Source organism: Streptosporangium sp. LJ11 (genome assembly GCF_051918945.1).
Lineage (GTDB): Bacteria > Actinomycetota > Actinomycetes > Streptosporangiales > Streptosporangiaceae > Streptosporangium.
This window is the reverse complement of record NZ_JBPXMB010000009.1, coordinates 211,120-223,239: the sequence shown is the minus strand read 5'-3', so window position 1 is coordinate 223,239 and position 12,120 is coordinate 211,120. Positions and strand designations below refer to the sequence as shown.

The 12,120-nt window shown below is 72.3% G+C and carries 9 protein-coding genes; all 9 read left to right on the top strand.

What is annotated here, in order from left to right; all coding sequences use genetic code 11:
• The first annotated feature begins 86 nt into the window (after nt 1–86).
• The 9 genes from ACTOQ3_RS15890 (at nt 87) to ACTOQ3_RS15850 (ending at nt 12,089) form a co-directional block, all read left to right on the top strand.
• A complete protein-coding gene (locus tag ACTOQ3_RS15890) occupies nt 87–1,004 on the top strand; it encodes a lysylphosphatidylglycerol synthase domain-containing protein (RefSeq protein WP_440084138.1) in 918 nt (305 codons plus the stop codon).
• 91 nt (nt 1,005–1,095) lie between these two features.
• Nucleotides 1,096–2,217, top strand: a complete 1,122-nt coding sequence (locus ACTOQ3_RS15885; RefSeq protein ID WP_440084137.1) for a glycosyltransferase family 4 protein — start codon at nt 1,096–1,098, stop codon at nt 2,215–2,217.
• Between the two features lie 32 nt (nt 2,218–2,249).
• Complete coding sequence (locus tag ACTOQ3_RS15880; RefSeq protein ID WP_440084136.1) at nt 2,250–3,329, top strand: sugar phosphate nucleotidyltransferase; 1,080 nt, start codon at nt 2,250–2,252, stop codon at nt 3,327–3,329.
• A 178-nt stretch (nt 3,330–3,507) separates the two neighbouring features.
• Nucleotides 3,508–4,317 (top strand): DNA-3-methyladenine glycosylase family protein, encoded by an 810-nt coding sequence (locus tag ACTOQ3_RS15875; RefSeq protein ID WP_440084135.1) that lies wholly within the window; start codon nt 3,508–3,510, stop codon nt 4,315–4,317.
• A 379-nt stretch (nt 4,318–4,696) separates the two neighbouring features.
• Nucleotides 4,697–7,306, top strand: a complete 2,610-nt coding sequence (locus ACTOQ3_RS15870; RefSeq protein WP_440084134.1) for a bifunctional FO biosynthesis protein CofGH — start codon at nt 4,697–4,699, stop codon at nt 7,304–7,306.
• A 111-nt stretch (nt 7,307–7,417) separates the two neighbouring features.
• Nucleotides 7,418–9,148 (top strand): substrate-binding and VWA domain-containing protein, encoded by a 1,731-nt coding sequence (locus ACTOQ3_RS15865; RefSeq protein ID WP_440084133.1) that lies wholly within the window; start codon nt 7,418–7,420, stop codon nt 9,146–9,148.
• 250 nt (nt 9,149–9,398) lie between these two features.
• Nucleotides 9,399–9,737, top strand: a complete 339-nt coding sequence (locus ACTOQ3_RS15860; RefSeq protein WP_440084132.1) for a YciI family protein — start codon at nt 9,399–9,401, stop codon at nt 9,735–9,737.
• On the top strand, nt 9,734–10,975 hold the full coding sequence (locus ACTOQ3_RS15855) for an RNA polymerase sigma factor (RefSeq protein ID WP_440084131.1): 1,242 nt from the start codon (nt 9,734–9,736) through the stop codon (nt 10,973–10,975). The genes ACTOQ3_RS15860 and ACTOQ3_RS15855 overlap by 4 nt, the downstream gene beginning before the upstream one ends.
• A gap of 241 nt (nt 10,976–11,216) precedes the next feature.
• Entirely contained in the window at nt 11,217–12,089 is an 873-nt protein-coding gene (locus ACTOQ3_RS15850) for a tetratricopeptide repeat protein (protein ID WP_440084130.1), read from the top strand.
• Nucleotides 12,090–12,120: the final 31 nt, after the last annotated feature.

Here is a 12,120-nt window from a genome sequence, read left to right as displayed (position 1 = left end):
GCCGGATCCGGTACGGACCCGGCCACGACTCCGGCGGGTCCTCGGTGACCGCGGGCACCGGATCCGGCAGGTCCACCCTGAAGCGTGTGGTCCGTGTCGCCTTCCTGCTCGTCGCGCTCGGGTTCGGCGCGTGGGTGGTGGCGAGCCAGTGGGAGGAGATCCGCGCGGGGTTCGCCCGGTTGTCGTGGACGTCGCTCGCGCTGTCGCTGGTCGCGGTGCTCGCCGCGCTGTGCGGCGGGATGATGACGTGGCGGGCGTTGCTGGCCGACCTGGGCTCGCCGCTGCCCCTGCGCGACGGGGCGAAGGTCTTCTTCGTGGGTCAGCTGGGCAAGTACATCCCGGGCTCGCTGTGGCCGGTGATCGCCCAGATGGAGATGGGCCGGGAGCTGGGCGTGCCCCGGTCGCGGAGCGCGGCGGCGTTCTTCCTGACGCTGCCGGTGCAGCTCGGCAGCGGGCTGGTGGTCTCGGGGGTGACCCTGCTGGCGGCGCTGCCGGGGTCGGTGGCGCCGTACGCGTGGGTGTTCCTGCTGATCCCGGTGCTCGCGGTGGCCTTCGAGCCGAGGGTGGTCAACGCGGTCCTCGGGTTCGGGCTGCGGAAGCTCAGGCGCGAGCCGCTGGAGCGCCCGCTCACCCGCAGGGGCATGTTCACCGCGCTGGGCTGGGCACTGCTCGGCTGGATCGCGTACGGGCTGCACCTGGCGGCGATCGTCCACGACCTCGGATCCTCCGGACTGCCCGCGGTCCTGTTCTCGATCGGCGCGTTCGCGCTGTCGTGGTGCCTGGGGATCATGACGTTCGTCGTCCCGGCGGGAGCGGGGGTGCGCGAGGTGGCGATGGTGGCCGTCCTGGCGCCGGTTCTGGACCAGGGATCGGCCATCGCGGCGGCGCTCTGCTCCCGAATCGTGATCATCCTCGGGGACCTTCTCTGCGCGGGTCTCGCGGGTCTGGTCGCGCGCCGCGCCGAGGGGTCCCGGAAGGACCACGCTTCGGGAAAAGCAGTGTGATTTCCCCCACGGTTCCGGAGAGTCTGGCAATAGAGTAAACAGAGGAAGGGGACGGTCGTCCCGCCGTGGATCATGAGGGGAGCGATCCTTCTTGCCGCCGAGAGTGCTCGTCGACGCGGCCGCGGTTCCGGCCGATCGCGGTGCGCTGATCAGGTATGTCGATGGACTCGTCGCCGCCCTGGACAGGGCGGGCGCCGACCTCGCGGTCGTCTGCCAGCGCGCCGACGCCGCCAGATACGCCGGCCTGGCGCCTTCCGCGCGGATCGTGCCGGGGCCTCACGGGATCACCAACCGGGCCGCGCGCCTGACGTGGGAGCAGACGGGTCTGCCGTTCCTCGCCCGGCAGGTCGGCGCCCAGGTCATCCACGCCCCTTACTACTCGATACCGCTGAGCCCGGGTCTGCCGACCGTGGCGACCGTTCACGACCTCACCTGCTTCACCGAGCCGCTGCAGCACGACGCGGTCAAGGCGGCGTTCTTCCGCGCCGCGACCCGTACCGCGGTCCGGCACGCCGCCCGGGTGATCGTGCCCTCCAAGGCGACCAGGGACGAGCTGATCAGGATCCTCTCGGCCGACCCGACCCGCATCGACGTCGCCTACCACGGTGTCGACCCGGCGCTGTTCCACCCGCCGTCCGAACGCGAGATCACGCACGCCTCCGACCGGCTCGGCCTGCACGGCACCCCGTACGTGGCCTTCCTCGGCCCGCTGGAGCCGCGTAAGAACGTGCCAAACCTGATCCGCGGCTTCGTCCGCGCCGTCGAGAACATCCCGGAGCCGCCCGCTCTGGTGCTCGCCGGGGGCGTCCGCGACGCCGAGGTGGACGCCGCGGTGGAGGAGGTCCCCTCGACCGTGCGGGTGCTCCGTCCCGGTTTCCTGTCGTTCGCCGACCTGTGCGGCTTCCTCGGCGGGGCGGTGGTCGCGGCCTTCCCGTCGCGGGGCGAGGGTTTCGGGCTGCCGGTGCTGGAGGCCATGGCCTGTGGCGCGCCGGTGCTCACCACCCACCGCACCTCGCTGCCCGAGGTGGGCGGCGACGCGGTCGCCTACACCGAGCCCGACGCCGAGAGCATCGCCGAGGCGCTGCGCACGCTGCTCTCGTCGCCCGAGCACAGGGAGAAGCTGTCCGTGGCCGGGATCGCCCGCGCCAAGGAGTTCACCTGGGACGCCTCGGCCGAGGCGCACCTGCTCTCCTACCAGCGCGCGGCCGAGTAGTGAGCTAACCTCGCGGAATGATGGAGACCCCCTTGCCCGATCTAGAGGCGATCCTCCTTGTCGGTGGACGAGGGACGCGCCTGCGCCCGATGACGCTCGGCACCCCGAAACCCCTGCTGCCCACGGCCGGGGTTCCCTTCCTGGCGCACCAGCTCGCCAAGGCGAGGGCCTTCGGCGTGCGGCGCATCGTGTTCGCCACCTCCTACCGGGCGGAGATGTTCTCCGAGGCCTTCGGGGACGGCGAGGCGTTCGGCCTCTCGCTCGAATACATGACGGAGGAGGTCCCGCTCGGCACCGGCGGGGCCATCCGCAACGCGGCCGAGGCACTGACCTGCGGCCCCGACGCTCCGGTGCTGGTACTCAACGGTGACATCCTGTCCGGTCACGACATCGGCGAGCAGGTCGCGGCGCACGTCGCCAGGAAGGCCGCCGTCACCCTGCACCTGACCGAGGTGGAGGATCCCTCGCGCTTCGGGTGCGTGCCGACCGACGAGGACGGGCGGGTGACCGCCTTCCTGGAGAAGACCCCCACCCCGGTCACCAACCGGATCAACGCCGGGTGTTACGTCTTCACCCGCTCGGTGATCGACACGATCCCGGCGGGCGAGGTCGTCTCGGTCGAGCGGGAGACCTTCCCCGGCCTGATCGAGGACGGCTCCCTGGTGCTCGGCTACGCCGACGCCTCCTACTGGCTCGACGTGGGCACGCCCGCCGCCTTCGTGAAGGGCTCCCGCGACCTGGTGCTCGGCCGTCTCGCCTCGCCCGCCCTGCCGGGGCCCACCGGCGACTTCCTCGCCCTGCCCGGTGCCATGATCTCGCCCGCGGCCAAGGTCTCCGGCGGTTCCGTGATCGGCGCCCGCGCGGTCGTGGAGTCGGAGGCGCAGATCAGCGGCAGCGTGCTCGGGGACGACTGCGTCGTGCACTCGGGCGCGGTCGTGGTCGACTCGGTGGTCGGCATCGGCGCGCGGGTCAGCTCTGGAGCGGTCCTGAGGGACGTGGTCCTCGGCGACGGCGCCGTGGTCGGTTCGGGGAACGAGCTGATCGCGGGCAGCCGGGTCTGGCCGGGCGTCGTGCTCCCCGAGTTCGCGATCCGCTTCTCCAGCGACATCTGACCGTTCGCGGCGCGGGCACCTTCGTGAGGGAACGTGAGTGGTGCCCGCCGTGGCCGGTCGACCTGGCGCTGGCCCTCGACCCGCACCGGCGCGGGACCGGCGACCCCACCCTGAGGACGGCGCCCGGCGGGTCTTCTGGCGGACCTCGCGCACACCCGACGGGCCGGGGACGCTGCGCGTGGCCCTGGTCGGTGGCGGGGTCGGTGGCGGGGTCGGTGGCGGTGGCGGTGGCGGGGGTGGTGGCGGGCCGGGTGGCCGGGTGGCGGCCGCCGCGTGGGGGCCGGGGGCGGAGTGGATGCTGGAGACGCTTCCCGCGCTGCTCGGCGCCGGTGACGACGTGTCGGGGTTCGTTCCCGGCCACGATTGGCCGAGGGTGCTGCGGAACGCGGTGAGACGTTATCCGGGGCTCAGGATCGGCAGGACGTCGCGGGTGTTCGAGGCGCTGGTCCCGGCCGTGCTGGAGCAGAAGGTGGTCTCCACCGAGGCGTGGCGGGCGTGGCGGTGGCTGCTGGGCCGCTACGGCGAGCCCGCGCCGGGTCCCGCGCCCGAGGGGATGAGGGTCTTCCCCGAGCCCGAGGTGTGGCGGTCGATCCCGTCGTGGGACTGGCACCGCGCGGGGGCGGAGGCGGTGCGGGCCCGTACGATCGCGAACGCCGCCCGGCACGCGGGGAAGCTGGAGGCGATCGAGGGCAGCGCCGACGCCGATCGGCTGTTAAGGGCGCTGCCCGGGATCGGGGTGTGGACGTCCGCCGAGGTGCGCCAGCGCTCGCACGGCGACGCGGACGCCGTCTCGGTGGGCGACTTCCACCTGCCGTCGCTGGTCGGCTGGTCGCTCAGCGGCGAGCGGGTGGACGACGCGCGGATGCTGCGGCTGCTCGCTCCCTACCGGGGGCACCGGCACCGGGTCAGCCGGCTGCTGGGGTTGGGCGGTGTGCGGCCACCCGCTCGCGGGCCGAGAACGCCCGTGCGCGACTACCGGTCGTTCTGAGCGCCCCCTCGCCGGGGGACGGTTCGTCGCGATGCCAGTCGAGGCTGTCGCGCGTGTCGGCGCCGATCAGCGGGGCGAGGACGGCGACGGCGACGAGGACGATGAGAAACGCGATCATTTTCGGCTCCTGCCGGGTGGGGTCCGAGGGGGTTTCCTCGGAGGATCCGAGTGGATTCCCCGCGGACGCGGGGTTCCTGTGGACATCTCTAATTTATGCACCTGCAAGTATTTACGTCTATCGAGACTTGCTTGACCGTACGCTTTAGCAGATCTGAAGTGTCGAGTCCCCGGTCCGGCGGTCGACGCCCGAGGCGGGTCCCGGGCCCGCGAGGGGGCACCCGCCGCCCCACATGTTCGTCTCGCGCCGTACTGTGCCGTCATGAGCGCTAACCCCACCGACAACGCGATGCGCCGGGCTCTGGCCAGGGCCCGCGACGGCAAAGCTCTCGATACCGCCGAAGCCACCGTCCTGCTGCACGCACGGGACGAACATCTGGAGACCCTCCTCGACCACGCCGGGAGGGTGCGGGACGCGGGCCTGGAGGCGGTCGGGCGGCAAGGGATCATCACCTACAGCCGCAAGGTCTTCATCCCCCTGACGCGGCTCTGCCGCGACCGTTGCGGATACTGCACGTTCGCCACCGCGCCGCACAAGCTGGAAAGCATGTTCCTGAGTCCCGACGAGGTGCTGGAGATCGCCGGGCAGGGCGCGGCGATGGGGTGCAAGGAGGCGTTGTTCACCCTGGGCGACCGGCCGGAGGACCGCTGGCACCAGGCCCGCGAGTGGCTGGACGCGCACGGCTACGACGACACGCTGTCCTACGTCCGCGCGATGGCCGTGCGGGTGCTGGAGGAGACCGGGCTGCTGCCGCACCTGAACCCGGGCGTGATGACCTGGCAGGACCTGCAGCGGCTCAAGCCGGTCGCGCCCTCCATGGGCATGATGCTGGAGACGACCTCGCGGCGGCTCTTCGAGGAGAAGGGGCAGGCGCACTACGGCTCGCCCGACAAGGACCCCGCCGTGCGGCTGCGCGTGCTGGAGGACGCCGGGCGGACGAACGTGCCGTTCACCAGCGGCATCCTCATCGGCATCGGGGAGACGGTCGAGGACCGCGCCGAGTCGCTGTTCGCGCTGCGCAGGGTGGCGCGCGAGTACGGCGGCATCCAGGAGATCATCGTCCAGAACTTCCGCGCCAAGCCGGACACCGCGATGCGCGGCATGCCGGACGCCGACCTGCAGGAGCTGGCCGCGACCATCGCGGTGACCCGGCTGGTGCTGGGGCCGAAGATGAGGGTGCAGGCCCCGCCGAACCTGGTCGACTCCGAGTACGAGCTGATGATCAGGGCGGGCATCGACGACTGGGGCGGCGTCTCGCCGCTCACGCCCGACCACGTCAACCCCGAGCGTCCCTGGCCTCAGATCGACGACCTCGCCGCCCGTACGGCCGCCGCCGGGTTCGCGCTGCGCGAGCGGCTCACCATCTACCCCGAGTTCGTGCTGGCGGGGGAGCCCTGGCTCGATCCGAGGCTCGACGCGCACGTGGCCGCCCTGGCGGACCCGGAGACCGGGCTCGCCCGCGAGGACGCGGTCCCGACCGGCCGCCCCTGGCAGGAGCCGGACGGCGGTTTCGTCTCCGTGGGCCGCGTCGACCTGCACACGGCCGTCGACACCGAAGGCCGCAGCGCCGACCGCCGCGACGACTTCGACAACGTGTACGGCGACTGGGAGGCGCTCAGGGAGCGTCTGCCCGCCGCCTCCTCGATCGTGCGGGGCGACGTGCGGGAGGCGCTGAGGCAGGCCGAGAGCGACCCGGCGGGGCTGAGCGACGCCCAGGCGCTCGTCCTGCTGGACCTGGCCGGGGACCAGGACGGGGTGGGCGCCGACGACGCGGCGCTGGACGAGCTCTGCCGGATCGCCGACGGCCTGCGCCGGGAGGCGGCCGGCGACGACGTCACCTACGTGGTGAACCGGAACATCAACTTCACCAACGTCTGCTACACCGGCTGCCGCTTCTGCGCCTTCGCGCAGCGCCGTACCGACGCCGACGCCTACACCCTCTCGCTGGAGCAGGTCGCCGACCGCGCCTGGGAGGGGTGGCAGGCCGGGGCGACCGAGGTGTGCATGCAGGGCGGCATCCACCCCGACATGCCCGGCACCGCGTACTTCGACATCGCCAGGGCGGTCAAGGCCAGGGTGCCGGAGATGCACGTCCACGCGTTCTCGCCGATGGAGGTGATCAACGGCGCCAGTCGCACCAACCTGTCCATCGAGGACTGGCTGGTCGCCGCGAGGGAGGCGGGCGTCGACTCGCTCCCGGGCACCGCGGCCGAGATCCTCGACGACGACGTCCGCTGGGTGCTGACCAAGGGCAAGCTTCCCACCAGGGAGTGGGTCGAGGTGATCTCCACCGCGCACCGGGTCGGCATCCCGACGACCTCCACGATGATGTACGGCCACGTCGACAACCACGCGCACTGGGTGCAGCACATCCGTCTGATCCGCCGCATCCAGGAGGAGACCGGCGGGTTCTCCGAGTTCGTGCTGTTGCCGTTCGTCCACCACAGCGCGCCCATCTACCTGGCGGGGATCGCCCGTCCCGGGCCGACGGCGCGGGAGAACCGGGCCGTGCACGCGCTGGCCCGCGTCCTGCTGCACGGCGCGATCGCCAACATCCAGTGCTCGTGGGTGAAGCTCCAGGACGGGCTCTGCCGCGAGGTGCTGCTGGGCGGGGTCAACGACCTCGGCGGCACGCTGATGGAGGAGACGATCAGCAGGATGGCCGGGTCGGAGAACGGTTCGTTCAAGACGATCAGCGAGATCGAGGCCATGGTCGCCCCGACCGGGAGGCCGGTCCGGCAGCGGACCACCTCCTACGGCGTGCCGGACGCCGGACGGGTGGCCGCGGCCAGGGCGAGCGACGGCGTCTGCCGCAGCGTCCGCCCCAACGCCCTCCCGCTGCTCTCCCTGGAGCCGTCGGCAAAATTATAACGAGTTCTACGTCTGTCCGTCTTTCGTGAGAGGTTCGTGGGCACAATCATCATTCCCTTGTAGGTATATGTAGGGAGAGGTGCGGGTTTGTCCTCCTCCGGTCGACACCGTGTGGCCGCCGGCATCGAGCGGCGCCGGCGTCAGGCTCGCCTGCGCCTGTCGCTGGCGGCGGTCGCGATCGCGGTCGCCCTGGTGGGCGGTGCCGCCCTGGTGTCCGGCCGGGTGGGGAACTCGTGCTCGGCCCGCGACCCGGTGCTGGTCGGCGTCGCCGCCGCCATCGACATCGCCCCGGCCGTCATGGAGGCGGCGGGGCGGTTCAACCGGAGCCGGACGGGCGTCGACGGCCGGTGCGTGCTGGTGCAGGTGACCGAGCAGCCACCCGCCACCGTGCTGCGGACCCTGCTCGGCGGCACCGCGGGGGTGCTCAGCCGCCGCCCCGACGGCTGGATCTCCGACTCCTCGGCCTGGATCCGCCTCGCCCGCAAGCAGGGGGCCGCGAACCTGGCCGGAACCGAGACCGTCGTGGCGACCTCGCCCCTGGTGTTCGCCACCCGCAAGTCCCTCGCCCGGCGCTTCGCCATGGGCAGGACCGACATGAACTGGCGGATGGTCTTCCCCTCGACCACCCGCGGCCGGATCCGGCCGAACGAGAACGAGCCCGACGTGGTCCGCGTCCCCGACCCGTCGCTCGCGGGGGCCGGGATCGCCACCGTGGCCGCGGCCAGGGACGTGGTCGGCAGCGGCCCCGAGGCCGACCGGGCGCTCACCGCGTTCGTCCGCTGGGCGCAGGCGGGGTCGGCGCCCGACTACCGGAGCATGCTCGCCACCGTCGACGACCGCTCCTTCTGGAAGCGGCCGGTGGTGATCGTGCCGGAGTCGGCGGTGTGGGCGCACAACCGCCTGCCCTCCGACGACCCGGTGGTCGCCCTGCACCCCCGCGAAGGGACGATCAACCTCGACTACCCGTACGTGGTCACCTCCTCCGACGAGGTGAAGGCGAGCGGGTCGCGGGCCTTCGCCGCCTGGCTGCGCTCCCCGGAGACCCAGGAGGGGGCCCGCAGGGCGGGGTTCCGCTCGGCCGACGGCTCCCTGGGCCCGCACTCGCCCGGTCCCGAGATCCCCACCGAGGCACCTCGCACCCGCCCGACCATCCTGCCCGCCATGATCGACGAGGCGCTGGAGGCGTGGAGCAGGCTCGCCCCGCCGACCAACATCCTGGTCATGACCGACACCGGCAGGCACATGGCGGAGCCGATCAGGGGGCAGAAGGGGAAGACCAGGCTGACCGTCGCCCTGGAGGCCGCCAGGCTCGGCCTGCAGCTGTTCCCCGACTCCACCCACATGGGCCTGTGGGACTTCTCCTCGGCCAAGGGCAGGGACCAGCGCGAGCGGGTGCGCATCGGCCCGGTCGTCGAGCCCGACGGCGGGCAGGTCGTCCGGCGCGGCCGCCTGGAGGAGCTGACCCGCACCCTGCGCGCCGCCCCCAAGGAGCCCAGTGCCCTGTACGACTCGATCCTCGCCGGGTTCCGGGAGATGACCAAGGTCTACGACGAGGACATGAACAACACCCTCGTCGTCATCACGGCGGGAAAGGACGACGGCAAGGGTGTCTCGGGCACCGGCCTGGTGCGGGCGCTGCGCGAGGAGTGGGATCCCGAGGCGCCGGTCCAGGTCGTCGTCCTCGCCTTCGGCACCGACCTCGACCGCGCCGCCCTCACCCAGGTCACCTCCGTCACCAACGGCTCCCTGCACGTCGCCCAGGGCCCGGAGGAGATCATCGACGTCTTCCTGTCCGCCCTCGCCAGGCGGCTGTGCCATCCCACCTGCCGCACCCCCGCCTGACCCGGGCCGGGGAACCGGCGGACGGCCCGCTCGAAACGCGGCACCGTGGGTGTCGTATCGAGGCCCGTCCCGATCGTCTTGGTGACAAAGGGCCCGGCCGGTCCTCCAGGCCGTTCGGCGCGCTCCGGGGTGTGCGGTGCACGACCGTGGCCGACCCCGGCGGAGGCGGCGTCGGCCTGTACGCGGTCCTGCCGATCGGCTGAGAACGGCGCCGGGTACAACAGCGACAGACGACGCGAGAGGCGAAGACGTGAAGTACGTGCTGATGTTCGTGGAGACCGAGCAGTTCGCCAAGGAACTGGAGGCGATGGGCGAGCTGGAACAGCGGGCCGCCTACGAGGCGGTGGGCCGATGGTTCGCCGAGCACGGAGACAGGATCACTCACCATACGCATCTGGCGCCGGTGCACACCGCGACCACGGTGAGGTTGGACGCCGGTGAGCCGGTCGTCACCGACGGACCGTTCGTGGAGGGCAAGGAGGTGGTCAGCGGGTTCGCCGAAGTGGAGGTGGCCGATCTGGACGAGGCGTTGAAACTGGCCCGCTCGTGGCCGGCGTGCCCGGTCGTGGAGATCCGCCCGGTCTCATGACGGAGAGGGTGGCCGGGCCCACCGGCGGTCGTGTCCATGGGAGCGCCGGCAGTGACGAGGTGCTGGCCCGCGTGGTGCGTGAACACGCGGGCCGGCTGGCCGCCGGTCTGATCTCGTTGCTGGGCGACTTCTCGGCGGCCGAGGACCTGGTGCAGGACGCGATCGAGACGGCGCTGCGGCGCTGGCCGGTCGAGGGCGTCCCTGACCGGCCGGATGCCTGGCTGTTCACCGTGGCCCGGCGGCGCGGCCTGGACGTGCTGCGCCGTGAGACGACCTACCGGGCCAAGCTGGCTCAGCTGCGTCGGCCGGAGCCCGCCCCGGCTGACGACCGGTTGCGGCTGATCTTCACCTGCTGTCATCCCGCGCTGGGGCGGGCGGCGCGGATCGCGCTGACCCTGCGGGTGGTGTGCGGGTTGTCGACGGCGCAGATCGCCGCGGCGTTCGTCGTGCCGGAGGCCACGGTGGCACAGCGCATCACCCGTGCCAAGAAGAAGATCACCGAAGCGGGGATCCCGTACCGCGTCCCGGCCGGCGACGAGCTGGCCGAGCGGCTGCAGGCCGTGCTGGCGGTCATCTACCTGCTGTTCAACGAGGGCTACCTGTCCAGCACCGCCGAGCACGCTCAGGCCGCGGGCTTGGTCGACGACGCCGAGTGGCTGGCCGCGCTGCTGGCGGGCCTGGTGCCCGGCGAGCCGGAGGTGGCCGGGCTGCTGGCGCTGATCCGGTTGCACCGGGCGCGCGGCCCGGCCCGTTTCGACGCCCGCGGCCACCTGGTGCTGCTGGCCGACCAGGACCGCGCGCTGTGGGACCGGGCGGCGATCGAGGCGGCGGCCGCGCTGCTGGTGCGCACCGCCCGCGTGCATCGCAGGCCGGGGCCGTATCAGGTGCAGGCGGCGATCGCGGCCTGCCACGCGGAAGCGACCTCGTTCGAGGAGACGGACTGGGCGCAGATCCTCGTGCTCTACGACATGCTGCTGCGCCTGGCGCCCTCGCCCGTCACCCGGCTGCACCGTGCCGTCGCCCTGGGCTACGCCCGAGGACCGCAGGCGGCACTGGCCGAACTCGACGAGCTGCGGCAGGTGCTGGCCCGCTACCCGCTGCTGCACGCCGTCCGCGCCGAACTGCTGCGCCGGCTCGGCCACGCCGAACGGGCACGCGCCTGTGACGAGCGGGCGCTGGAGCTGACCGCGAACCCGGCCCAGCAGCGGCTGCTGGAACAGAGGCTGGCCTGGGCCTGAGCCAGGGCCACTCCGGCGGCCGGGCCGGACCGCGGCACGCCCCGGCGCGGAGCGAGCGGGAGCGTCGTCGAACGATGCCGGGGTGTGCGAGGTATCGCCTCCGACCGGGTTCGCCGCTTCGCCCTGAACGGCCGGTGCACCGGGCCCGCCCGCGTGCAGGCAGGGCAAAATGTGGCGATCTATTGGGATATCGTGCCTACGGTCGATCACAGGGGTGATCCAGAAAAAGGGGGCAGGGCGGGTGAGCGAGGAGAGTTCGCGTGCCGGTTCGGAGGGCGGCGGGCAGCGGCGGAGGCTGCTCATCGAGCGGGCCAAGACCTACACGGAGATGGAGCGCTTCGAGGAGGCCGCCGCGGACCTGACCGAGGTGCTGCGGCTCGACCCCGCCGACGACATCGCGTGGGCCAACCGGGGCGAGCTGTACCGGAGGATGGAGCGGTTCGAGGAGGCCGTCTCCGACTTCGACCGCGCGATCGAGATCGATCCGGAGTACGCGTTCGCGATCGGCAGCCGGGGGCAGGCCCACGCGGCGCTCCACCGGCCCGCCGAGGCGCTGGCCGACTTCGACCGTGCGATCGAGCTGACCCCGGACCAGGTCTGGCTCCTCGGCGACAGGGCGAGGCTGCTGCGCGGGCTCGAGCGGTACGACGACGCGGAGACCGACCTGATGCGGGCCGTAATGCTCGCTCCCGAGGACGCCGACCTGTACAACGCGCGCGGCGACCTGTACTACCAGATGGACCGCTACGCGGACGCGATCACGGATTTCTCCCACGCCCTGAGCCTGGAGCCGAACAGCGTCTGGGCGCTCGTCTCGCGCGGGGAGACGCACCGCATGACGGACGCGTTCGACGAGGCGCTCGGAGACCTGAACCACGCCCTCCAGCTGGAGCCCGACAACGACCGTGCCCTGGCGAGCCGCGGCGCGGTCCTGCACGAGATCGGGCGGAACGAGGAGTCGGTGGCCGATCTCAGCAGGGCGATCGAGATCGACCCCGAGTACACCTGGGCCTACATCCGCAGGAGCGAGGTCCTGCGCTCCCTCGGCCGCTACGAGGACTCGCTCGTCGACATCAACCGGGCGATGGAACTCGACGGGGACGCGGAGGGCTGACCCGCCGGGACCGGGTTCCAGGCGGGTCCGG

Coding starts and splice junctions, on each gene's coding strand:
- ACTOQ3_RS15855 (WP_440084131.1), top strand. CDS start 9,734: ATGACGGAGAGGGTGGCCGGGCCCACCGGCGGTCGTGTCCATGGGAGC.
- ACTOQ3_RS15870 (WP_440084134.1), top strand. CDS start 4,697: ATGAGCGCTAACCCCACCGACAACGCGATGCGCCGGGCTCTGGCCAGG.